The following is a 24110-nucleotide window of genomic DNA, read 5'->3' on the forward strand; positions in this document are numbered from 1 at the left end:
CGGCATAGTATGAAAGCAAAAATGAATATATTTTTCCTGACGTTATCCTGTACGCTCGTGAGTTGCAACAAATTGCTTGAAGTAAAGCCCGAAACCTTTACAAGCGGGTCTAATTACTACAAAACCGAGAATCAGGTCAGAACGGCTGTTAACGGGGCTTATTCCGTATTACAGAATCTAAATAACAATGGTAACTATTGGATATTTACAGAAGTGCGTTCCGATAACACCACTTACCAGTATAATCCAAATAATCGTTGCTGCATTACCCGGGAGCAGGTGGATGAGTTTCTTAATACTTCTACAGACCGTTATACTGAAACAGTATGGACAACGCTCTTCAACGGTATACAACAGTGCAATGTGATACTGAGCCGTATAGAAGGGGCAACATTTACCGATGATGCAAAAAAGAACCAATATATTGGAGAAGCGAAATTCCTGAGGGGGCTGCTTTATTTCAACCTTGTACGATTGTTTGGTGGTGTGCCGCTGCGGGTGGAAGAAGTCAGGGGGCCAGGTGATGCGTTTACAGAGGAGAGGGCTTCTGTGGAAGCAGTATATGCTCAAATTATTCAGGATGCCAAGGATGCAGCAGAAAAATTGCCTGCAAGCTATCCGGGAGAAAGTGTAGGGCGTGCTACGAAAGGCGCTGCGCTTACACTGTTGGGCGATGTGTATCTGACCAGGAAAGATTATCCTAACGCTATCAAATTTCTGCAAGAGGTTACCGGCCTTGGCTATCAGTTAGTACCGGAATATGCCGATGTATTCAGCCCATTGAACAAAAACAACAGTGAGTCGGTGTTCGAAGTACAGTATGATGCAGGAATACAGGGTGAAAACAGCAATTTCTTTTTCAATTTCGGGCCTTTTACTGCAGGGCTTGACCTTACCGGCTTTCAGGGGCAACTTGGCGGACTGAACATTCCCACGCCCAGTATTATCAATGCATATGAGCCAGGTGACAAGCGTAAAGATGCTTCGATTGGATACTACGCCAATCCCGATAACAACAACGCGTTTGAATCCTTTCCCGGTGGTAACATCCCGTTTATCAAAAAGTTTTATCATCCCCCTTTCCCCAACAACGGCTGGACCAATGAGGATTGGCCGGTATATCGCTATGCTCACGTGCTGCTGATGCTGGCCGAGGCGTTAAACGAAGATAACAAAACAGGGGATGCATATGCCCCGCTAAACAGGGTGCGCCAACGGGCAGGGTTAGCCCCTCTTTCAGGCTTATCGAAAGAAGGATTTCGCGAAGCGGTTTACCAGGAAGAAAGAGTGGAACTAGCTTTTGAAAACCAACGCTGGTTTGACTTATTGCGCACCGGGCGGGCAATAGAAGTCATGCTGGCCCACGGGGCAGAAGAAAAGGTACGCCTGGCGCGGGTAGGATCCGAATCCTATAACGTGCAGGAATATATGCTCGTGTTTCCCATCCCGGCTTCCGAGGTCAGGTTAAACGGGTTCGAACAAAATCCTAACTACTGACGGTTTTCTTTCTTTTTTCCGAAACCTTTTTATTCACTAATAAATTTATTTATTATGGCAAACTCCCATGCGCATAGCGCAGGCGATCAACAAAAACCTAATAATACTATTGAGCCAGGGGCTGGCATTCAACTCGGCATGCATACCGATAACTGGCGTGTACTCAGTGGTTCCTTCGAGCATGCTGTTGACTCTGCTGTGGAAAATGAACTCAAATTTATTGAATTCGGGATCACAGATGGTCAGAATTTCATTCAGGGTCTTGGCTATGATCCTTCGCAACCGATGGATATAGACGAAATGCAACTAAAGCGTTCGCTTGATAAGCGTGGCATCAGTGTTTCACAGATTGATTGCGGATATCCGCTTACCGGGCAGAAAGGCGCCGTGTATGGCGTGCCTTATGTCTGGCGCGGTATCCGGATGGCTCACCTGCTTGGTTGTCCGTATGTTGACAGTACAGATGGTGCTACTAAGCCTGTTGGCTGGAGCGACAAACAAACCATCGAACAATGGAAGCTTAATATCCGCCTGGTACTTGAACGGGCTGAAAGTTTTAAAGTGGGTATTAACCTGGAGCCACATGGTCCATTCACTAATGACCTTGAATTGATGGTTAGTATTCTCAAAGAATTTGATTCACCATGGTTGGGGGTAAATTTTGATACAGGTAATGCGTTCATAGCAGGTCATGATCCGCTTACTTATCTTAAAGCCATTCGCCCCTGGCTTAAACATGTACATTGTAAAGATGTACCCAAAGCAATGGCAGAAGCCAGTAGGGGGGAAGAAACTGGTATAGCATCGTCTGAAGTGTCAATCGGGGAAGGGGCGAATGCTGCAAATATAGAGGCTTGCATAAAGTATCTTACAGAAACGAAATGGGATGGCGTGTTTTCTGTAGAAACACTGGGTACACCAGCTAATATTAAAGACAGTGTTATATGGCTTAGATCAATGATAAAAAAAGCTGTTGCTAAATAATTTAAGAAACAATAGATAAGATAATATGAAACGGTTTAATGCCAAATACATTTGGTGGGTAGGATTTATCGTGATACTGGCAGGTGCTCTGTTATTATGGTATGTATTTCAAGACGGGGTTGTCTATATAACCAAGCTACCCCGTAATGAGGTCGAAAGTTCTATTATCACGAATGAGAATGTAAATGTTTCCCTTGTCGTAAAAGAGCCGGATATTATAAATCCGATGACGATGTGTGTTGACCGGAGCGGCGCAATTTATGTGAGTGAATCTTATACCTATCGTTATGGGTTGGAGGGATCGCCGTCCAAGGACAGTCTTGTGCTGAACCCAATCAAAAAGATCGTTTTGAATCCGGATGGTAAACTTTTCAAAGCTACTGTTGTAGCTGAGGGCTTTGCCAATCCGGTTATGGGCATTGATATCTTTAAAGATAAACTATATGCTACCTGCCTTAATGAACTGTTTGTAATGGATATTGGTGAAGACGGACAGCTTTCCAATAAAACAGTGTTAGTAAAAGATTCTGCACAGCCATGGAATCCTTTTGGAATGTATCGGGTAGCTGTGGGCCCCGATGCGAAGCTTTGGCTGGCTATGGCTGATCATCCTGATAGTAAACCGGTTACTCTTACGGGGTCGGATGGGTTGAAGTTAAGATTACGCGGACAGAGCGGGGGTTTCGTACGTTGTAATCTCGATGGATCAGGACTGGAGTTGGTTGTTCAGGGATTTCGTGCACCTTTTGCATTTGATTTTGATCCCTGGGGTCATCTGTGGGCAATTTCCAATGGCGAAAGCAGTCCTAATATTTATGCGGATGTGATTCCGGGTATGGATTACGGTTATCATTCCCGAAAAGTTTCTTATGCCTGGCTGGCTGGTAAAACCAAGCTTGCACCCCCTGTAACGGAAATGGGGTCTGGTGCTAATACAGTAGCCTTTCATTATTACGGCTCGATGTTCCCCGCAGATTTTTGGGGCAATATTCTGATCGCTAATTGGGGCAGCCACGGCGCATTTCCCACTAACAGAGTTGTAAAACGGTATGTACAGCAACAAAAAGCGATTCCGGATAGTGTGAAACGATTAGGCGAATCATTCAGGGAAACAGCCGATACCTTTTTATACGCTACCGATTCTTTGTTTCGGCCTGTTGGGATGGTGATGGCTCCCGATGGTGGGATTTATTTGGCAGACTGGCATGGGCGAGATGATGAAAGTGATTCTACGGGAAGAATATTTAAACTTTCCCACGTTGGCCGAATGCGTAAGCAAGACCAATATCATCCGGAGAAGATTTTGGGTCTTAATGTCAGGCAATTGTGCGAACTGTTAGGGAGTCGAAACAAGTTTACAAGGGCAGATGCTCAGGCTGCATTGGTGAAACTGGGTGGAATTGCCATACCGGCATTGGAGCGCCTTTTAAAAGAACGCGATGCTTTTAAAGCGGCTAATGCCATCTGGACATTAACGCAGCTTCAGAGTAGTGCTGCCGCCACGGCTATGGCTACAGCCCTTGAACACAGGGATGGACGGGTGCGGGGTTTGGCACTGAGGCAGATGAGGCAGGCAGCAGGACAAGCAATTGGAAGACCAATTGCTGTTCCGGGAGTGGATGATAGTATTGTTCAAGGCGCTGATCCATTATTGAATCCTGATCAACTTGCCGATCTGGCTACTTCCATGTTTCAGGATACTGACGGAGAAGTCAGGGTAGAGGCAGCACTTGCACAGAATTCTCCTGCAAAAATTACCAATGGGTTAATGAATGCATTGAGCGTTGCTGCCGGCAAAAGGTTACAGTACCAGATAGGGTTTGAATTGGGACGATATGGCGATTCCCTTACATTGACAAAGATGTATGACTCAACGAAACCCCTTGAATACCGGATTGCCCTTATAGCTGCTCATACTGCTGTAAATGAGGGTAGTTCCCTGGCTTCAGCGGTGAGCGGATGGGATCTTTCGAAAGATGAGAATATGGGTAAGGAGCTTCTTGCGCATATAGAGGCAGGGAAAACCCGGCCAGGGCAGACTGCCGACAGGCTTATAGTATTGGAATGGCTGGAAGAACATCCCCGGACGCCTAATGCTTCACTCGTTGAATTTTTACTGAATTGTTTGGGTGATGAGGATTATATTGTTAAAAGAATGGCGCTACAGGTTTTGCGGCAGCGTTTATTACAGAATGATAAGATTGAAAATGAGGTCAGGGGTATTATGCTTAAAAAAGATAGTTTATACCCTTTCCTCCCGGTAGAGGCTATGTACACCGTTGCATCATTTTCAGACCCTGGTGCAGTGTCCGATTGGCAGCAAAAACTACAGGATACTACTGCTGGTGCCGTTACAGCAACTTTAAGGGCACTTCGTAAGCAGTTGCATAACACTGAATTTATCGGCTCACTCAGAAATGATGCAGAATCGGCGGTAGAACGCTACCCGGATTTGTGGGAGGAGTATTGGGTTATGTTTAAAAATTTGGAAAAGGATAAGTCAGGATTATCCGGATTGGCATTACTTCCTGTACGTCCTGCGGATAAAGCTGAATTTGGTAAAATGATATTGTCCGCACTTCCAAAAGGTTCTGCAATGCGGGGCAAATGGAGTTTTGGGGAAAACTGTGCTTCCTGTCATTCGACAAAGCTATATGATGAAGCCTTCAAACTTGGCCCTAACCTGGCAGATATCGGATCATCGTCTCAGCCACAATATCTGATTGAGTCGGTGTTAGAACCTGATAAGGTGTTAAAGACAGGCTATCAGGTGGAAACTATTGAAACAAAAGACGGGAAAGTGTATATTGGCCAGGCTGAAACCAGAGGAGAAGATATGGTGATGAGAAGACAAGGTATGCCTGAAATTGTTATTCCTTTGGTTCAGATAAAGAAAAGAACAGCCAGTCATACATCACCAATGCCTGATGGATTATACAATGCAATGACGGTAAAAGAGCTTGCCGACCTTACTGCATATTTAAAATCATTGAAGGGAGAGAATTAATAAACGGTATTTTATGAGAAATAAGAATATTATTTCTGCTGGTCCGCGAAAATTCCTGTTCAAAAAAAAGGGACAGAGCAGAAACGTTTTTTGTTCTATGATTTGCCTGACCCTGGCTGCTATTGTTCTCGGTGGGATTGTCGCCGCCCATCCCAAAAAGTCTATCCGGGTTTTGATTGTTACAGGGATGGATATTGATGCTCATCACTGGAGAGAAACTACGCTTGCTGCCATGAAAGAATTGAGTAATGATCCGCGAATCCATGTAGATACGCTTACTGATATTTATCAACTGGGTTCGGTTAATCTTGATCGTTATGATGTGTTGTATCTTAATTTTAACAACTGGGGCAAGCCTGACCCTGATACCAAAGCGGAAAATAATTTGAAACAGTTTGTTGCCAATGGTGGCGGACTGGTGATCGTACATTTTGCCTCTGGCTCATTTGAATCCTGGCCGGAATACATTAAGCTGGCCGGTAAAGTGTGGGACAGAAAGAACACACATGATCCAAGAGGTCCTTTCCGGGTAGAGATTGTTGACAGCCTGCATCCGGTTACAAAAGGGATGACCTCCTATGACACGGACGATGAGTTGTATATCTGCCTCACCGGCAATGAGCCTGTCCACCTTTTGGCCAGAGCCAAGTCTGTTATTACCGGTACCTACCATCCCATGGCTTTTACACTTACATATAAAAAAGGCCGGATATTTCACACAGCTCTGGGACACGATGCAAGAGCGATACATGTGCCTGGTACTGCGGAATTGATTCGAAGGGGGGTTGCGTGGGCCGCAGGTTAAAAACATAACTGCAACAAGAAAATGATTATTAGATAAAAAGCAGGTGGAGGAAAGCCGATCTTTTTGGCAGGCGGTTAATATTATGCTTCCGGTTGTGCTGGTTATTTTGTTTGGATTGATATACGCTGCGGCTAATAAAAGGAGATATACGGGAGGGTAAGCAATCCGTGTATTGTAAAAAGAAAAACCTTTGCGGATGTATGTAAAATAGGTAAAATGGAATAAGAATGTAAAAAATAAAAAATGTACTTAAACGGCAATAAAAAGATAAATAAGGTTGTTTTTTTACCCTTATTTTACGTGCCGGCTGCTGTTTATGCTTATAATGTTGGAAAAAACACACTTGAAAGGCAAAAATAATTGAAGTGAAAATTTAGCCTGTCTTGCCTTTACCCCGGCAGGCAGGTTTGGCAGGCCTTATACCTTTTCATTTTAATATTCCCCGATCTCAAATCTTTCTACTTCCCGCTTTCCGTAACCGCTTTATATATCGCGTCCTGTATATTGGTCCTGGTGTTCAGCCGGTACAGGGTTACATTTGTTCCGCCCTCGGGGTTTACGCGATTGCTCAGGAAAATAAAAGTAAGGTTGTACTTCGGGTCTACCCAAACACAGGTGCCTGTATAGCCTGTATGCCCAAACGTTAACGGTGAGGCGTACCTGCAGGGATAAGGGTCTTTACTAATGGCGTTGTCTTTTTCCGGTTTGTCGAAGCCCAGTCCCCGCCTGCTTATTTTACTGCTGTAGTCCGTAAATAATTTGATCGTTTCCGGTGAAAAGAAATAGTATCCATTGAACTTTCCGCCTTCCAGCAGCATCTGCATCATCACCGCCAGGTCGTAAGCATCGCTGAACAGGCCCGCATGCCCCGCCACTCCGCCAAACATGGCGGCGCCCGGATCGTGCACTGTGCCGCGCAGCAGTTGCCTGCGGAATATTTGTTCGTGTTCGGTGGGTGGAATGCGCTGCTCCGGGAATCTTTGTAATGGTAAAAAACCGGTAGTGGTTAATCCTAATTTTCTATAGAACTCCCTGTATACATATTCATTCAGCGGCATACCGCTTATTGCTTCCACTATCTTTCCCAGGAAAATAAAATCATTGTCGCTGTAAATATATTTATTGCGCGGGCCAACGGGGCTCTCTATTATTCTTTTGTATATGGTGTCTTCCCAGCTATTGCGCATATACATGGTGTCGGCAACTTTTATATGGTATTGCGGCGTTTGTGCGGCACTGTAAAATCCGGCAAGTGGAATACCCGTAGCCGAATCAATGGTTTCGCGGTAAAAGGGAATGAAAGCATTTAATCCCGCCTGGTGCAGCAGGATGTCATCAATTTTTAGGTTTTGCTTATTAGTTCCCTTTACCCAGGGCAGGTAATCGCCCAACGTTTTATTCAGGTCCAGCTTTCCCTGGTCGTATAGCTTCATTACCGATAGGGTGGTGGCGCATATTTTAGTTACCGATGCCAGGTCGTAAATGCTTTCTAAGTTTACCTTTTCCGTGCTGTCGTAAGTATAATAGCCATAGGCCTTATGGAAAACGATCTTTCCATCTTTTACGGCCATGATGGCCATGCCGGGGGCGGCGTGCTGCTGGATAGCTTCGGTTGCTATGGAGTCTATTATTTTAAATTTCGCTGCGTTAATATCCTCGCCGGTTGTATAGCTTACGGGACTTGTTATAGTATTGATCCCCGTTCCGGAAGGAAACGCATCGCAAACTGTTACGGGCAATTTTCCTTTTGTACTGATGGCGCCTTTTAACACATCCGCGGCTGCCTGGTGCGTAATGGCATCATCTTCATAACAGGCTATCATATTTTTAGCATCGCAGAAATTTTTAATGATGTAGGGGTTGCCAAAAACAAAGCTGATTGTTTTTTTGAGGGGCTGAAGGTGCTGCAATAATTGTATGGCCGGTGTGCTGATACCAAAATTACCCGCAGGGAAACGGTTGTAGTGATGAATGCCTATAACTATTGCATCATACCGGGTTTCGAGCAATGCTGCCAGCGTTGCAACGCGGGAAGCATCTTCGTTATAGCTAAAATAAAAAACGTCTGCGTTATAATTGCCCCGCATGAGCCGGGCAAAAGCATTGTCATTATTAATGCCAAAGCCTATGTAAGCTACTTTGGGTTCCTTCCCTGCTTTTGTTATATCCCGCAACGGCAAAAGCGGAATAGCAGCATCATCAAGGCGCAGCGCGGTAATGGCGTTTTCTGCAATGGATTTTGTTATATCAGGCGTTTGGGCATTCAGGTCACGTACAAGGTTATGCGTATTTACCGGTTGCCGGCGGCTCAACCCGTGCTTGTATTTTGCCCGTAATACTTTTTTCACGCTTTCATCAACCTGGCTCCAGCCCAGCTTTTTCCTTTTTATCGCTTTTTTTATTACTTCTATACTGGCTGCAATATCGCCCGGCAGGCAAAGCATATCATTGCCGGCAATCAGTGATTCAGCCGAAGCTTCGCCATCGGGAAAGAATTTTTTTACTCCCTGCATTTCCAGGGCATCAGTAAATGTAAGCCCTTTATAGCCCAGCTCTTCCCTCAGCAGTTTGGTTACATTGTTGTACGAAAGGGAAGTGGGGCGGTTAGCCGTGTTATCAATTGCCGGTATAAAAAGGTGAGCGATCATAACGCTTCCCACACCTGCCCTGAACAGCTCCCGGAAAGGATACAGTTCAAGGGAATCTAACTGCTCCCTGGTTTTATTAATTACGGGAAGATCATAGTGAGAATCCACCGCCACATCGCCATGACCCGGAAAATGTTTGGCGCAGGCCATTACACCCATGTCCTGCATGCCTTTCATATACATGATGCCGTGTTCGGCCACTTTGTATTTATTTTCTCCAAATGAACGGTCGTTAATAACGGGGTTGTTGGGGTTGTTGTTGATATCAACCACAGGCGCATAATTGACCTGTATGCCCGCGCGTTTGCATTGTTCGCCTACCCACTTGCCATACGCATATATCAGTTTCGGATCCTGCACGGCGCCCATCATCATTTGGCGGGGCAAACCGGTTACACTGTCCATGCGCATGCCCAGCCCGTTCTCCGCATCAATACAAATTAGTAAAGGTGTTCTGGCCATTGCCTGTAACCGGTTAACGTATTCAGCCTGTGTAACGGGCCCGCCCTGGAACAGGCAAATACCGCCTACATTATATTTGTTGATGGCATCCTGCACGGCTTCATCATAAAAGGTAACCCTGCGTGAAGCGTCAATAGAAGATAAACGAACTACCATCAGTTGTCCCAGCTTTTCATCATCACTTAAACCGGCGAACACACTGTCTACCCATGCCTGCTCATCAAGCTGGCTTATGTGCTGAGCGGCGGAGGATAAGCTTATACAACAAATTGCAGTTACAAAAAACAACTTCTTCATGAGCGGGAAATTATTCATTTTTTATTCAAATGAATTTACTATCATCAACAAAATATGACAAATTAAAATAAGAATTAGCCGGTTGGCGTTTATGAGGCATATTTAATTAGCTTTAATAACAATATCCGCAGTATGAACAAGACGTTTCCTAAAGTTGAATTGCAGGTAGTCTCTGCATGTCTTGCTATCGTTGCCGTTTGTTTGGTAACATTCTGGTTTTCACATTTTTTATGGGTAAATATTCTTTGCTTAACTGTCATCATTTGTTTTGGGTTCGCTGCTCTTTGCCTAATTCCGGGTGTAATATTATTTAGATTACCTGACAACGACTTTAGAGCCCAATTAGAATTTTTAATGGGTACCTTACTTGTTTTTTTAAGTTGTGTTCTGTTAATTTCTCTCTCCCATCTATTTTGGCAGATTTTTTTTTATGGTTGCTATTAACCTTTAGCGGATTATTGGCAATTATTTCTCTCTCCGAAATTGTTTTTCATAAAATGAAGAATAATGATCTGCAGTTTGAGCTGCAGTGGCTATTTGTGTCTGTTGCGCTTCTTTTTATTTGCCTTGCAATGATTAATTTTTCACCTTATTGGTGGTCCAAACTGTTTGCTTATCTGGGAGTAGGTTATTCCGGACTGTTTTCACTTTATGGAGCTTTTAAAGTAGCGGGCTATGGCTTAAAGCGACTTTTTCACCTGTGATTTTTATACTTTAGTTTAGATTCCCCTACATGCGGTCTAACGCTCCTTTGTTGCATACCGACCGCCCCATTTTTACATTTCCCACATTCTCACATTTTCAACCCGTATTTTTGCGGTTAAATTTAAAGGTTTTGTCAGACAGTATCCAGTTATTACCCGATAATATTGCCAACCAGATAGCAGCCGGTGAAGTGATCCAGCGCCCGTCAAGCGCGGTTAAGGAACTGTTGGAAAATGCCGTAGATGCCGGCGCAACGGAAATACAACTGATCGTTGCCGATGCGGGAAAGTCACTGATACAGGTAATAGATAACGGCAGTGGTATGAGCGAAACAGATGCCCGCATGAGTTTTGAGCGCCACGCCACATCCAAGATCAATAATATTGATGATCTGTTTCGTATACGCACCATGGGTTTCAGGGGAGAAGCGCTGGCCTCCATTGCTGCCGTGGCGCAGGTGGAGCTGAAAAGCCGCCGTGCGGAAGAAGAAACCGGCACTTATATTGAAATAGAAAACAGCCAGGTAAAAAAACAGGAACCGGTTGCTTTTCCGGTAGGGACGAGCATTGCTATGAAAAATGTTTTTTTTAACGTGCCTGCCCGCAGAAATTTTTTGAAAAGCAATGCTGTGGAAATGCGGCATATTGTAGATGAGTTTACCCGGGTAGCTATGGCCTTTCCCGAAATTTCCTTTTCACTTACCGCTAACGGTCAGGAAATATACCATCTTGAAAGCGGTTCCCTTAAACAACGGATCGTTCATTTGCTGGGCAGCAACTATACGGCTAAGCTGGTAAATGTGCAGGAGATGACTGATTACCTGAATGTGTATGGCTTTGCCGGCAAACCCGATATCGCAAAAAAAACAAGGGGCGATCAGTATTTTTTTGTGAATAACCGTTTTATCAGGAGTGCCTACCTGAATCATGCGGTAATGAGCGCCTACCAGCAAATGATACCAGCCGATAGCTTTCCGATGTATGTATTATTCATTGACCTGGATCCCGCGCAGATAGATATCAACGTGCATCCCACCAAGCAGGAGATCAAATTTGAAGACGAAAAAATTATTTATGCTTTTGTGCAGGCTGCTGTAAAACACGCGCTGGCGCAATTCAGTATAATGCCCACACTTAATTTTGATCTTGATCCGGGTATTCAGCAGTTAGACGCGGTTGCCCGGCCATTTACGGAAGAAAAGAAAGAGCATGCCGCGGCTTCGGCATTGTACAATACCTTCACACAAAAAAACCAGGCCCACCTGATAGAAAGCAAAAGCGGGTTAAAACACTGGAAAGATTTTTTTCCTGAAGCCGGTAAAGCGGCAACCGGGCAGGATGCCGTTGCCGGTAAACTGGAATATGAACAGGAGGGTGCTGCTATTGGCCGTACAGCAGGCACGGGTCACTCGTTGCAATTGCTGGAGAATGCAGACCTGTTGCAGATACACGCCGCCTATATCGCGGCTTCCACCAACCAGGGCTTTATATTGATCCATCAGCAGGCAGCGCATGAACGAATTTTGTATGAGCGGTACGTTACCGCCGCCAAAGGCAAACCTATTGCAACTCAGCGCAGCTTATTTCCGTTAACCATACCACTTACCACACCCGATGCCGTATTGCTCCAGGATCTTTTGCCCGATTTGCATGTACTGGGATACGAGATAGAACTTTTCGGGAAAGACACTTTTGTAATACAGGGTACACCCGCCGATGTTGACCAGGGAAATGAAAAAGTAGCCATTGAACAAATGCTGGAGCAATTCAAGCATTTTAACAGCGATGTAAAATTTTCCAAACGGGAGAAGCTCATACGCAGTCTTGCATGGCAGCATGCCGTAAAGCCCGGCCGTTACCTGGCGCAAAAAGAAATGAAGGCACTGGCGGAAGAATTGTTTGCCTGTGATCAGCCCAATATTACCGCTTCCGGAAATCCCACCTACATCGCGTTTAAGAACGATTATTTAGAACGGATGTTTGGGAGATAATTTGAAAATGTGGCGGTCGGTACGCCACAAAGGAGTGTCAGACAGCATGCACACCTGAAACCTCACACCTTCCTCCCTCTTCTGAACCACCAGTAAAACGGAACGCCTAGTAATATCAGCGTTAATCCTATTCCTGCTTCACGGGGCCGTTCAATAAGGGTATTGCTTACGAGCAAAATGCAGAACAAAATGAATAGCGCCGGAACAACAGGATAACCCCACACTTTATAGGGTCTTGGCGCATCGGGCATCTTTTTTCTTAAAATAAATACGCCTAAAGTGGTGGCTCCGTAATATATAAAGGCGGCAAAAATAAGCATGTCGGTTAGCTGATCGAAAGTACCCGACAATACCAGTAAGCATGCCCATACGCCCTGGAACCATAACGCGTTACCCGGCACCTTTGCTTTATTTAGCCTGGCTACTTTTGAAAAAAATACTTTTTCGGTTGCCATAGCATAATACGTACGTGCATTGCTCAAAATAGTGGCATGTGTGCAGCCTAATGTAGTTACCAGTATCAATAATGAAATAAGGAATACGCCCGTGCTGCCCGCAAAAACCTTTACGGCTTCCACAGCGGCAATGGTGTTATTGGCGGCATGTACCCGTTCTATGTTTGGTGTAGACAGTACGGCGAGGTACGTCATGTTAACTAAGAAGTAAAGTGTAATCACCAGCAGCAGGCCAATGGTAATGCTTATTGGCACGTTGCGGTGCGGATTTTTGATTTCCCCACCCAGAAATCCAACCGAGTTCCATCCTTCATATGCCCAGAACGCAGCCAGCATGGCAGTAAATACCGCACTCATCGTAACCGGCATCGCATTGGATGTTTCCATGCTAAAGGCTGATGGCAGGTTGGCCTGCGAACTGCTTAGTCCGGATACTACAATAAGCGTTATGCCCGCTAAAACCAGCAACATGAGTATGATGCTTAATCCGGCACCAGTTTTAAGCCCGGTAGTATTGATCCAGGTGAGCAGGGCAATCAATATAATGGCTGCAAGCTTTACATTAAAGCCTGCGAAAGGATAAAATACACCTGCAATATTAATATCCGCCCATGATGCCAGTACCGGCGGAAGTTGTATGATACTGTGCAGCGACTGCGCAAAAACATAGGCTATGCCGGCCACCGCGGCGGTTTTAATGGCGGCGAAGTTCGACCAGCCGTACAGGAAGGAAAAGAAGCGGCCGTAAATTTTTTTATAATACGCGTATTCGCCACCGGTATCGGCCAGCATGCTGGCAATTTCGGCATTACAGAGCGCTCCCATAAGGGTAATGACCCCACCCAGCAGCCAGCAGACCAGCACCCATCCGGGCGAATGCAGTTCAGCAGCCATGGGCGCCACCTTTTTATATACGCCCGAACCTATAATATTGCCCATTACCACTATAATGGCTACACGTAAACCAAGGGTTCGGTTAAGTTGGGAAGGAATGCTCATAAGCCCGTTTTGTAAATAATAAAGCGGTTAAAATACAAATAAAGACGGGAAGTGAGCGGGTTTAAGGATAAGAATTTTAAAAGGCGCTTACCCGGCAGCGTTCTAAGGTGTTTTAATAGAGGGCTGCGATTTGCTGCAAACCGGGAAGGTTGAAAAACTTGAAATGCTTTCCCCTGTATTTTATATAGCCGCCTTGCTGTAACCCGGAAAGCATCCTGGATACCTGTTCTCTTGTAGTGCCGGAAAGATCGGCCAGGTCCTGCCGCTCTAAGTGCACGCGAATGCCGTTACTGCCGGGTTGATACTGGTATAATGCTGCAATATGCAATAAAGTTCCTGCTACCCTTTCTTTAACGGAAAGATGGGTGAGGCGCACGGCATGCAGCTCTACCTGCCGTATTTCGTTCAGCAGCGATTGCATCATCCCGCTGTGAAGCGCAGGGCTTTTTTCAACTAATTGATCATAGTATGCAAGGCTGATATGGCATACATATAAATCTTCAACCGCTTCTACTGATAAAGGTTGTTCATTATTACTGCCGCGTATCCGGTGTCCGAAAACAGACCCTGCGCCCGCCAGGCGAAGGATCAGCGGGCGCCCGCTTTTACCATTCACTTCTATTTTTGCTATACCCGACCTGATAAAATAAATGCCTCCTCCGTGTTGTCCCTCAATGAGGAGGCGTTCTCTCCTCTGAAAATGAAGATATTCTTTGTTGTCAGATAATGCTTCCAGGATATTGTTTGAACAGTTGCTGAGTACAGAACAATTTCTAACACGACAGGTATTGCATCTTGGATTAGGTTGGGCCATATGTGTATAAACAGGGGAAACCGGAAATAACTAACATAGGTTATGCCCGGGCCTCCATTATCAAAGTTTCTACCTGTATGCTTTAAAAAAACTGACTTCTGTAGAAAAGTATGTTGATTTTTATCATGTTGCAGCTACCGTCAACGGCGTTCACATAAAGTCCCTTCTTTGCAGGGCGTAAACGGATGCCGGAAGTTAGCGCAACTACCCACGCCGAAGCCAGCCTCCGCCATTGGGAGATTACTTCGGCTTTCAAAGGTAACTACGCATCATTCAGATGTGTATTATGTTCCATCGTATACTACGCCGCTGGTGGGTGTTTCACGCAGCTCTATACGGGCCAGCGGCTGCAGCCGGGATTTTAACCGTTGCCATATCCATATGGCAATCAGCTCGCAGGTTGGATTTTCCAGTCCGGGTATGCTGTTCAGGCATTTATGATCTAATTGTTCCAGTACGAGATGAACGCTTTCTTTTATTTCACCAAAGTCAACAACCCATCCCGATTGTGTCCCGGGAACACCTTCGGCGTAAATCCTGAGATGATAGGTATGGCCGTGAAGCATTGCGCATTTATGCGTAGCCGGAAGCCCGGGAAGGAAATGAGCCGCATCAAATGTAAAGTCTTTAAATATCAGCATAGAATAACAGGTATGTCACTAGCAGGTATAATAATATTTACCGGTTCCGGTGCAAGATAATACGTGCTATATTTTTGAATATGCGAAAACGCAGCTAATGGGCTTTTAGCAGCAGCCCATAAAACGTATACAAAGCGAAGCGTATAGTTTTGCTGTAATTTTTATAGTTGATTTCTTGAATACATGAACATACAAACGAAACCATTGATCTATTCCTGTTCGGGTTGTTCCAGTGCGGCGCAAATGGCCAATTATATAGCGGTTACCGCCGACAGGGCAGGAGATGCGGAAATGTCGTGCATTGTGGGTGTGGGAGGCAATGTAAAAAAATTGGTAAAGACCGCTTTGTCGGGAAGGAAAATTATTGTACTCGATGGTTGTCCTTTGTCCTGTGCAAAAGCATGCCTCGCTAATCATGGCATTGAACCTACGGTACATATAGAACTTTCCAGGCTGGGAGTAAAAAAAATACAGCATGGAAACTTTAATCCGGAACAGGCGCAGCATATACTGGCATCCGTACGAAGTACGCTGCGCAAAATATAAGGCTGGCACACCTCATTGTGTATTGATTGATGTTATTAAAGTCTGCATTAACCCGCTACAGGCGGCAATAGTACAGGATTAACAGTTCCGGCATGCTGCGCATGACTTAATTGGCTATATTCGCCGGTAGTGAAAAAAATGTTTTACATATCATCTTTTAAGCTCACGGGAATGCCTGATCTTACAGCTAAACCGCTGTACGCCCGTCTGAAGATGTACTTCTTCTCCAACTTCAAAGACTTCAATACGCTAACCCCGGCCTAGTATCATTCCGGCGCGGGGTAATCACTTTTATTTTAATGGGATAAAAGCCACCACTTGCTGTTCAGCAGGTAATACGGTTATGGGTTTTACGGCATGTTATTATTTACCCAACCATTTATTCCGCAATGAGTGATCTGTTGTAGCAGGCTGTTCGTTGCAAACATGCCTGGCAGGTAATCCCGGCAGGCATAAAATCTATTCATCATCTAATCAATAATTATCATCATGAAACAAATGCAAAAACCCATGCTTCTGCAGGAAGACGCGGATGTACTAAAAAAATTACTGGAATCGGATACAGCATTACCTGGTTCCGATGCCATAAGAGAAAAACTACAGCAGGCAGAGATAGTGAGCTATGCCGATTTTGATAATGATGCCGCCCGGCTCAACTCCTTATTGCTTTTGCGTGATAAAGGAGGAAGAAGAAATTTTCACTACCGGTTAGCTGTACCCGAACCAGGCACAAAAATCATCAATACAGATAATGTGTTCCGTCCATTGGGTTCTACTTTGCTCGGCATGCGTAAAGGGCAGGAGTTAAAATGGAATACCAGCAAAGGGGTACGCTATTTTTTTATTATTAATGTGGTTACGCCTGTAGAAGCGTTTTATTAAGGAGCAGGTAGGCAGAAAATATAAAGTGTTTTCTGGAAGGGAATGAAGGTGCTGTGTTTAACCGCCTTTATTCCCTTCATTTATTTTATACAGCCTTCAGGAATTACCCTGGGTATTACAGCGTGCAGGATGTGTGACGGGCTGGTGCTTAGCCAAGGTACCGCTCAGCCAGTATTTGCTGGTGGTGCTGCCAGTGCCCGGCAATAATATAGCCGAGGCTCAGCACGGTAATGGGTTTGCCGCTTGCTATACCGCTTGCCTGCAACATATTGCCGGTGAACTGCTCAAATAATGATATGGAGGATTTTCTTTGTAACAATAGCTCTTCCTTTAGCCCCTGCAAGGAGCGGTGCTGAACGGTGGCATTTTCTGCATACAGATTTTCATCAAAGGAGGGCAGCGGCTGTTTTTCGCCACGGGCGATACACATGGCACGGTAGGCAAAAACCCTTTCGGAATCTATGCCGTGCTGCAATACCTGCTTCACCGTCCATTTATTTTCCGCATAGGCATAATCACTTTTATTTTCGGGTATCGATTGCAGAAAGTTCTCTATGTCAGGAAGGGTAGCGGAAAGCGCCTGCTTAATATCATCGCTTTTTACCAATGAAACATAGGTTTCATAAAAGGGAGCATAGTCTGAAGGAAGGGGCCGCATGATGATGTATTTTTAATAATGATAATAATATGGGCAAAGGTATAAATGGTTTTTAATAGCAATACCGTAAATAGAAGAAGTTTGGGATATATCCAATGTTATTCACAAACTCAGTTATAGAATTTAACACATAGGATCATAGGAACACATAGTTTTTCTTATTCTTGTCTACTGTGTTCCTGTGTTTCTATTGTGCCTATGTATTTATCTCTCTATACTTTGATGAATATTTTTTTCCTGTACAGGAAATATAAAAGCAGCCAAACCAATAGCAGCGAACCCAGCGCGTTGCAGGCGGGCTGCCATTTTTCAGCTATGTGCATATACCATCCGCCAAAAAGCAATGTTGAGCTGTAATCAAAATCTATAAAACGGGTGCCAAGATAGATGACAAGTGAATTCATGCCAATCACTTTTAAAAAGAAGGCCCATTTACGGTAACCCAGTACATCAATGGCCCAGTAAAATAATGCCAGCAAAAGAAAAGCCATTCCGCCGGTAAGTAAAATAAATGAGCTTGTCCACAAATGTTTATTGATCGGGAAAAAGGTGCTCCATAACAATCCCAGTGCAATGCCTGCTACACCCGTTATACCGAGGTACTGTAATTTTTTGTATTCAGATTTTTTCATTTGGAGTATATCGCCTGCAAATGCGCCTAAAACCGCAAGGCAGTGTGCGGGCAGCTGTGTAAGCAACGCGTTTTCATCGTAGGTTTTTTGCAGCAGGCGGCCGGGCATAAAGGTACGGTCGAACCACCCCACAAGGTTTCCTTCAAAAGACAGATCGCCGGCGTTATAGCCCGGAACAGGTATCAAAAAAAGAGCGGCACAATAAGCCATTAATATACCGCCCACCCAGTAAAGTCTTTGTTTGGAGGAAAGGTTCAGGTAAAGCAGGGTGGTAATAAAAGTAGCCAGTCCTATACGCCCCAGTACGGTGCCATAGCGGATTTGCCCGGGACCAAATATATTCAGCGGAATATTTTTATCTAGTATGCCCAGTACAATAAGCATAAGCATACGGCGGAAGGCTTTCCTGTACAATTCTTTTTTGTTCATGCCCCGGCTTAGCCCGGATTGTATGGAATAAGATAAAGCAATACCTGCCGTAAATAAAAAGAGAGGGAAAATAAAATCGTAGAAAGTAAAGCCGTTCCATGCGGGGTGAGTAAGCTGTTCCGCCAACTCATCTACCCACTGCAAGCCGGTAGTACCTTTGAGCCGGACTAAAAAAGCACCTCCCCCGGAAATGAGCAGCATGTCGAAGCCCCTGAGGGCGTCAACAGAAAGCAATCGTTTTTGTTTTTCCATACACTTTTTAAAATAATAAGCGGTTTAGGCTTATGAAGATAAAAAATGAAAACGATCCCTGCTAAAAAAGCAGGATTGACCTTTTTAAACGGCGGGCCTGCTTTTGTTTAACTTTTCTCCAGCGCCTGTTCAATATCCGCTATGATGTCAGCGGCATGTTCAAGTCCTACGGAAACGCGTATCAGTCCGGGCGTTATTCCAACCGACTCCTGCTCTTCCGCGCTGAGTTTGGAGTGCGTGGTAGATGCAGGATGTGAAGCAATACTGCGGGTATCACCTAAATTAGAAGTGAGTGAAAGCATCTCCAGCGCGTCCATGAATTTTTTGCCGCCTTCAACGCCGCCTTTTAAATCAAAGGTAACCAGGCCGCCGCCGCGTGTCATTTGCTTTTTGGCAATGGCATACATAGGGTGAGAAGGATGGAAAGGATATTTTATCCAGTTTAGTTTGGGGTGATTATCCAGCGCCTTTACCAACGCTTCCGCATTATCGCAATGCCGGTGAATGCGTACATCCAGCGTTTCTAAGCTCTTACTTAATATCCATGCATTAAAGGGAGATAATGACGGACCCGTATTTCTGCAGAATAAATACAATTCCCGGATCAGGTCTTCTCTGCCCACTACCACACCGCCCAGCACGCGTCCCTGTCCATCGAGCCACTTGGTGGCGGAATGCAATACCAGGTCGGCGCCATACTCAGCAGGTTTTTGGAGGATAGGCGTAGCAAAGCAATTATCCACAATGAGTATGATGCCATGTTTTTTTGCCAGCTTACCCAGCCATTCCATGTCCACAATATCGAGTCCGGGATTGGTTGGCGTTTCTACATAGATCAGTTTAGTGTTGGGCCTGATCAGCGATTCCCATGTTTCAGGTTTGTTAATATCCGCGTAACTATAATCTATTTTCCAGCGATGGAGGTATTTGGTAACAATGGTATGGGTAGATCCAAATATGGATTTGCAGCTCAGCAAATGATCGCCGCTGTTTAAAAAAGCCATGAAGCAGCCAAAGATGGCGCTCATACCCGAAGAAGTGGCAAATCCTGCTTCCGTGCCTTCGAGCGCACACATTTTATCAATAAATTCCTGAACCGTAGGATTGCTGAACCGGCTGTAAATATTGTTATCATTCTCTCCTGCGAAAGCGGCGCGCATTTCTTCGGCGTCTTCAAAACAAAAACTGGATGTAAGGAATAGAGGTGTGCTATGTTCCATTTCTTTAGTACGGGAAGTTTGAATACGCACAGCCTGCGTAATAGGATGTTGCTTCATCTGCTTGAGTTTTTTAAAAATTACCTAAAAGTGAAGGGCGAAAGACGGGTATATAATGGGCAGCACACGGCGAATAACGGCTGCGCTGATGCTCGGTTTCACATTTTCTGAAGCTTGTATATTATAGACTAACCTCAACTCCATTCACCACAACCTTCCATTTTAATGCTGCTCCCGCCTGACGTAAGGTAGCCGCAACGGAACAATATTTGTTCATAGACAGTTCAACCGCACGGTGGGCTTTCGCGGGATCAACTTCCCCGGATAGCTGAAAAGTGATCTGTACTTCTTCCCAGAGAGAAGGTTCTTTGCCTTTCTCCCTTTCTCCGTCTATATCAATAGAAAAGTTTTTTATTTGCTGCTTTTGCTTTTTCAGTATGCTAACCACATCCACCGCGCTGCATCCGCCTAACCCGGCCAGTAATAGTTGCATAGGGCGAAAACCTTTACCATTTCCTCCCTGTTCCGCAGGAATATCAATAGACAGGTTATTGCCTCCCGAATCTGTAGCGGTAAACCCATAATCATTTTGGGTGCGGTGTAATTGCATTAACGGCATTGCTCTTCAAATTTGGGTGCAAAGATACAAAGCAATCAGGTTTTTTTAATTGTTTGTATGAATTAACTGATGGTTAAAAATAAATAATGGCGCTTGCGGCATAACATCAATGCAGCCATTTGCGTATATACCGCCATTAGGTACTGTTGATGTACAGGCACTTGGCTGCAGATGTGAAAATTAAAATACGCCTGCAGATTTTAATAATATTCTGAGGCTCCATATAATAACCATCGTACCCACAGCCATGAACATGGTTTTGGTAGGCAATTTGCCCACCAGCCTCGCAGCCAGCGGCGCTGCCACCAGTCCGCCAATAATCAGTCCAACAATTACCTGCCAGTGACTTACGCCTATCATGGTAAAGAATGTAAGCGCGCTGGCAAAAGTTACAAAAAATTCTGTAATGCTTACCGAGCCTATAACAAAGCGCGGACTCCTGCCTTTGGATATAAGCGTGCTGGTAACCAGCGGCCCCCAGCCGCCACCGCCAAACGAATCTAAGAATCCGCCGGCACCTGCCAACCATCCTACACGTTTTACCTTTGTTGGTTTTTTGGTTTTTTTTCTAAAAGAAAGAATAAGAATACGTACACCCAGCAGCATGGTATAACAGGCAATAAGGGGGCGAATGTACCCGGCATACTCCTCGCCGAATTTTGACAGCAGGAAGGCACCTAATACCGCGCCTACTATTCCAGGAATTAATAATGCTTTAAACAATCTTTTATTTACGTTTCCAAATTTATAATGTGTGTAGCCCGATGCGCCGCTGGAAAACATTTCCGCCGTATGTATGCTGCCGCTTATGGCCGCAATGTTGATACCGAGCGACATTAATATGGTGGTAGATACAACGCCGTAACCCATTCCCAGCATGCCATCTACCATTTGCGCCAAAAAACCTGCGGCAATCATCCAGTAAAATTTACTGTCTAATTGCAGCATACCTTCTTTTACCGAATCAATAACACTTGCCAGGGGAAGATAGGAGAGTACCAGGTGACCAACGAACATAAAAAAGAACGCGAATAAACACCAGGTTACAATACGCCGCCATCGCTTTTCACTATTGCTCTTTGGTTCGGGAATATCCTTTACGGAAAGCACTTTGGTGATATGATTAAGCTCATGCACTTTTTTGGCGAAGCTGCCGTTCATTTTCTTTCGGATAGCTTCCATATTATGGAGTACATCATCAAGCTCATCGGGCAGTATACTGGTAAATGTTTCCTTTAAGCGTTTGGCAATGGTGGGCGATTTACCATTAGTGGAAATGGCTACTTTCAAATTGCCTTTCCTGACAATAGATCCCAGGTAGAAATCGCATAAATCGGGCGTGTCGGCAACATTTACCAGCAGGCCTCTTTCATGAGCGCCTGATCTTATCTGTTCTCCCAGGGCGCTATTGTTTACAGCAACAATCACCAGGTCGGCATCATTTAAAAATACTTCATCATAGGCGCTTTCTATGATGGTTATGCTGGTATATTTTTCTGCCAGGATTTTTACTTCAGCTCTTATTTCCAATGCAACAATAGTAACAGCGGTAGCAGGTGAATTTTGCAACACCGCATGCAGCTTCTCCAGCCCCACATTCCCTGCCCCCACAATCAGCAGTTTCAATTGTTCCAGCTTTAGAAAAACAGGGAAGAGCTGATTGGTTTCCTGTATGGTTGTTGTTTCAGTCATTACGTTCTTTAGGTGAAAGCGGTGGTAGTTTATAATTTGTTGTTTATAGTTTGTGGTTCAGGGTACAAGGTTACATACTGCAAGTTACAGGTTACAAGTTACAGGTTACAGGGTGTAAGGTGTCAATTTCCAGACCTGCCGGCAGGTTTTTGCACCTCCACATTCCCGCATTTTCAAATTAGCTTAATATTCTACCCATTTCACTCTTTTGGCAAAATCGCCAAAAGTTTCGCCTTCATTTCGTTTGCCGCTATATATTTTGAATAGGCCATCCAGCTCCTGTATGATGCCTTCTTCATTTAAACTTTCCTTATATAATTTATTGAGCCTTGTACCCGTTCTGTTGCCCCCAATTTGCAAATTATAGTATCCGTAAGCGGTGCCAATGAACGCAATTTCCGCCGCGTAGGGCCTGGAACAGCCGTTGGGGCAACCCGTCATACGCACGCTGATGTTGTCATCCTGCAAGCCATACTTATCTAACAGGGGTTCCATTTTGGAAATCAGTCCCGGTAAAACACGCTGCGCTTCCGCCAGGGCCAGCGGGCAGGTGTTAAATGCTACGCAGGCAATAGATTCTTTGCGAAGCGGACTTGCATTGCTGGTGTGGTCAATGATCCTGTATTTTCTCAGTATCGCGTCTATCTCCGGTTTATCTTCGTTGTTTACATCGGCAATAATGACATTTTGATTACAGGTAAACCTGAAATTGGTTTTATGCAATTGGGCGATTTCGAGGAAAGCGGTTTTTAATGCCTGCTGTTCATCATCAAGCACCCGCCCGTTTTCAACAAAAGCCGTATAGTACCATTTGCCCTCATGATTTTTGTGCCAGCCATAAAAGTCTGTGCGCCCGGTAAACTGGTAAGGTCTTTCGGGCTCAAGCAAAAATCCGCAACGTTTTTCCAGTTCGGCTTTAAAAGCTTCCACGCCCATATTGTCGAGCGTATATTTCAGCCGCGATAATTTCCTGTCGCTGCGGTTGCCAAAATCGCGCTGAACCGTAATCATTTCATAAACGGCTTTTAAAACTTTTTCTTCACCCGAAACAAATCCTAATACAGTACCCAGCCGCGGGTAGGTGCTGGCGTTACCATGCGTGGCGCCCATACCGCCGCCGGCGGCAATGTTAAACCCTACCAGTTTGTCGTTTTCTAATATCGCAACCAGTCCGCAATCATTGGCAAAAACATCTACGTCATTATTGGGTGGAATGGCAATACCGATTTTGAATTTGCGCGGCAGGTACCTGTCCTGGTATAATGGATCTTCTTCCTCTTTTTTATCTGTCAGCGATTTTTCATCTAACCACACTTCATAGTAGGCCTTTGTTTTGGGCAGGCCAAGCTGGCTTAATTTTTTGGCGTAGCCGAATATCTCCTCGTGTACAGCCGAAAATTTTGGGTGCGCCGCGCATATTACATTCCTGTTTACATCACCGCACGCCGAAATAGAATCTAATTTAGCGGTATTGAATGTTTTTATCGTAGGTTTTACATTTGACTTTAAAATGCCGTGTAACTGGATGGTTTGCCGGGTGGTTACTTTAATTACGCCGGTAGTATAAGCGCCTGCCACATGATGCAGGGCTTCCCACTGCTCACTGGTAATAAAGCCGCCGGGGATGCGTAAGCGGATCATAAAGGAATAGAGCCATTCTAATTTTTTTTCGCTTCTTTCCGCTCTCCTGTCCCGGTCGTCCTGCTGGTACATACCATGAAACTTTACCAGCGCCCGGTCATCCTCCCGGATGGCGCCTGTTATCTGGTCTTTCAGGCTTTCTTTTAAGGTGCCACGGAGCCCGTCACTTTTCATTTTTATATGTTCGGTTGACGACAGGTTGTTTTTTTCAGACATGTTGTTTTATTTGCTAATTATT

At 44.9% G+C, this 24110-nt stretch carries 17 protein-coding genes; 7 read left to right on the forward strand and 10 right to left on the reverse strand.

Annotated features, from left to right (window positions below; all coding sequences use genetic code 11):
* The first annotated feature begins 9 nt into the window (after nt 1-9).
* From VL121_RS01285 to VL121_RS01300, 4 genes are read left to right on the forward strand one after another with little or no spacing between them, the layout of a single operon-like run.
* Nucleotides 10-1497 (forward strand): RagB/SusD family nutrient uptake outer membrane protein, encoded by a 1488-nt coding sequence (locus tag VL121_RS01285; protein WP_325401338.1) that lies wholly within the window; start codon nt 10-12, stop codon nt 1495-1497.
* A 54-nt stretch (nt 1498-1551) separates the two neighbouring features.
* Nucleotides 1552-2481, forward strand: coding sequence for a sugar phosphate isomerase/epimerase family protein (locus VL121_RS01290; protein ID WP_325401340.1), 930 nt, complete (start codon nt 1552-1554; stop codon nt 2479-2481).
* A 25-nt stretch (nt 2482-2506) separates the two neighbouring features.
* Complete coding sequence (locus VL121_RS01295; protein ID WP_325401342.1) at nt 2507-5488, forward strand: DUF7133 domain-containing protein; 2982 nt, start codon at nt 2507-2509, stop codon at nt 5486-5488.
* A gap of 13 nt (nt 5489-5501) precedes the next feature.
* Entirely contained in the window at nt 5502-6293 is a 792-nt protein-coding gene (locus VL121_RS01300; protein WP_325401344.1) for a ThuA domain-containing protein, read from the forward strand.
* Nucleotides 6294-6751: 458 nt separating this feature from the next.
* On the opposite strand, the gene VL121_RS01305 is transcribed toward VL121_RS01300, so the two are convergent.
* The gene (locus VL121_RS01305; protein WP_325401346.1) at nt 6752-9700 is read right to left on the reverse strand and encodes a serine hydrolase domain-containing protein; all 2949 of its coding nucleotides are present in this window, start codon (nt 9698-9700) and stop codon (nt 6752-6754) included.
* A gap of 835 nt (nt 9701-10535) precedes the next feature.
* Between VL121_RS01305 and mutL the strand changes: the two genes are divergently transcribed.
* On the forward strand, nt 10536-12395 hold the full coding sequence (gene mutL, locus VL121_RS01310) for a DNA mismatch repair endonuclease MutL (protein WP_325401348.1): 1860 nt from the start codon (nt 10536-10538) through the stop codon (nt 12393-12395).
* 62 nt (nt 12396-12457) lie between these two features.
* Here the strand turns inward: mutL and VL121_RS01315 are convergent, their stop codons facing one another.
* The 3 genes from VL121_RS01315 to queD form a co-directional block, all read right to left on the reverse strand.
* Complete coding sequence (locus tag VL121_RS01315) at nt 12458-13849, reverse strand: APC family permease (protein WP_325401350.1); 1392 nt, start codon at nt 13847-13849, stop codon at nt 12458-12460.
* A 112-nt stretch (nt 13850-13961) separates the two neighbouring features.
* Entirely contained in the window at nt 13962-14663 is a 702-nt protein-coding gene (locus tag VL121_RS01320; RefSeq protein WP_325401352.1) for a Crp/Fnr family transcriptional regulator, read from the reverse strand.
* Nucleotides 14664-14947: 284 nt separating this feature from the next.
* A complete protein-coding gene (queD, locus tag VL121_RS01325) occupies nt 14948-15304 on the reverse strand; it encodes a 6-carboxytetrahydropterin synthase QueD (RefSeq protein WP_325401354.1) in 357 nt (118 codons plus the stop codon).
* Nucleotides 15305-15487: 183 nt separating this feature from the next.
* Here queD and VL121_RS01330 point away from each other — a divergent pair, with 183 nt between their 5' ends.
* Nucleotides 15488-15850 carry a putative zinc-binding protein gene (locus VL121_RS01330; protein WP_325401356.1) on the forward strand — a complete coding sequence of 121 codons (363 nt, stop codon included), beginning with the start codon at nt 15488-15490 and terminating at the stop codon, nt 15848-15850.
* Nucleotides 15851-16339: 489 nt separating this feature from the next.
* Complete coding sequence (locus tag VL121_RS01335; protein WP_325401358.1) at nt 16340-16732, forward strand: GreA/GreB family elongation factor; 393 nt, start codon at nt 16340-16342, stop codon at nt 16730-16732.
* A 148-nt stretch (nt 16733-16880) separates the two neighbouring features.
* Here VL121_RS01335 and VL121_RS01340 read toward each other — a convergent pair whose 3' ends face one another.
* The 6 genes from VL121_RS01340 to cysI form a co-directional block, all read right to left on the reverse strand.
* Nucleotides 16881-17390, reverse strand: a complete 510-nt coding sequence (locus VL121_RS01340; protein WP_325401360.1) for a DinB family protein — start codon at nt 17388-17390, stop codon at nt 16881-16883.
* Nucleotides 17391-17602: 212 nt separating this feature from the next.
* Nucleotides 17603-18703, reverse strand: a complete 1101-nt coding sequence (locus tag VL121_RS01345; protein WP_325401362.1) for an acyltransferase family protein — start codon at nt 18701-18703, stop codon at nt 17603-17605.
* A 107-nt stretch (nt 18704-18810) separates the two neighbouring features.
* Nucleotides 18811-19980, reverse strand: a complete 1170-nt coding sequence (locus VL121_RS01350) for a trans-sulfuration enzyme family protein (RefSeq protein ID WP_325401364.1) — start codon at nt 19978-19980, stop codon at nt 18811-18813.
* A 121-nt stretch (nt 19981-20101) separates the two neighbouring features.
* Nucleotides 20102-20539 carry an OsmC family protein gene (locus VL121_RS01355; RefSeq protein ID WP_325401366.1) on the reverse strand — a complete coding sequence of 146 codons (438 nt, stop codon included), beginning with the start codon at nt 20537-20539 and terminating at the stop codon, nt 20102-20104.
* A gap of 180 nt (nt 20540-20719) precedes the next feature.
* Nucleotides 20720-22231 (reverse strand): TSUP family transporter, encoded by a 1512-nt coding sequence (locus VL121_RS01360; RefSeq protein ID WP_325401368.1) that lies wholly within the window; start codon nt 22229-22231, stop codon nt 20720-20722.
* A gap of 183 nt (nt 22232-22414) precedes the next feature.
* Nucleotides 22415-24088, reverse strand: coding sequence for an assimilatory sulfite reductase (NADPH) hemoprotein subunit (gene cysI / locus VL121_RS01365; protein WP_325401370.1), 1674 nt, complete (start codon nt 24086-24088; stop codon nt 22415-22417).
* Nucleotides 24089-24110 lie beyond the last annotated feature (22 nt).

The organism is Agriterribacter sp. (assembly GCF_035497235.1).
In the GTDB taxonomy this organism is placed as follows: Bacteria; Bacteroidota; Bacteroidia; order Chitinophagales; family Chitinophagaceae; genus Agriterribacter.

What these genes read in the sequence shown, in the direction of transcription:
- VL121_RS01285 (WP_325401338.1), top strand. Translation starts at nt 10, where the DNA reads ATGAAAGCAAAAATGAATATATTTTTCCTGACGTTATCCTGTACGCTC.
- VL121_RS01290 (WP_325401340.1), top strand. Translation starts at nt 1,552, where the DNA reads ATGGCAAACTCCCATGCGCATAGCGCAGGCGATCAACAAAAACCTAAT.
- VL121_RS01295 (WP_325401342.1), top strand. Translation starts at nt 2,507, where the DNA reads ATGAAACGGTTTAATGCCAAATACATTTGGTGGGTAGGATTTATCGTG.
- VL121_RS01300 (WP_325401344.1), top strand. Translation starts at nt 5,502, where the DNA reads ATGAGAAATAAGAATATTATTTCTGCTGGTCCGCGAAAATTCCTGTTC.
- VL121_RS01305 (WP_325401346.1), bottom strand. Translation starts at nt 9,700, where the DNA reads ATGAAGAAGTTGTTTTTTGTAACTGCAATTTGTTGTATAAGCTTATCC.
- VL121_RS01315 (WP_325401350.1), bottom strand. Translation starts at nt 13,849, where the DNA reads ATGAGCATTCCTTCCCAACTTAACCGAACCCTTGGTTTACGTGTAGCC.
- VL121_RS01320 (WP_325401352.1), bottom strand. Translation starts at nt 14,663, where the DNA reads ATGGCCCAACCTAATCCAAGATGCAATACCTGTCGTGTTAGAAATTGT.
- queD (WP_325401354.1), bottom strand. Translation starts at nt 15,304, where the DNA reads ATGCTGATATTTAAAGACTTTACATTTGATGCGGCTCATTTCCTTCCC.
- VL121_RS01330 (WP_325401356.1), top strand. Translation starts at nt 15,488, where the DNA reads ATGAACATACAAACGAAACCATTGATCTATTCCTGTTCGGGTTGTTCC.
- VL121_RS01335 (WP_325401358.1), top strand. Translation starts at nt 16,340, where the DNA reads ATGAAACAAATGCAAAAACCCATGCTTCTGCAGGAAGACGCGGATGTA.
- VL121_RS01340 (WP_325401360.1), bottom strand. Translation starts at nt 17,390, where the DNA reads ATGCGGCCCCTTCCTTCAGACTATGCTCCCTTTTATGAAACCTATGTT.
- VL121_RS01345 (WP_325401362.1), bottom strand. Translation starts at nt 18,703, where the DNA reads ATGGAAAAACAAAAACGATTGCTTTCTGTTGACGCCCTCAGGGGCTTC.
- VL121_RS01350 (WP_325401364.1), bottom strand. Translation starts at nt 19,980, where the DNA reads ATGAAGCAACATCCTATTACGCAGGCTGTGCGTATTCAAACTTCCCGT.
- VL121_RS01355 (WP_325401366.1), bottom strand. Translation starts at nt 20,539, where the DNA reads ATGCCGTTAATGCAATTACACCGCACCCAAAATGATTATGGGTTTACC.
- VL121_RS01360 (WP_325401368.1), bottom strand. Translation starts at nt 22,231, where the DNA reads ATGACTGAAACAACAACCATACAGGAAACCAATCAGCTCTTCCCTGTT.
- cysI (WP_325401370.1), bottom strand. Translation starts at nt 24,088, where the DNA reads ATGTCTGAAAAAAACAACCTGTCGTCAACCGAACATATAAAAATGAAA.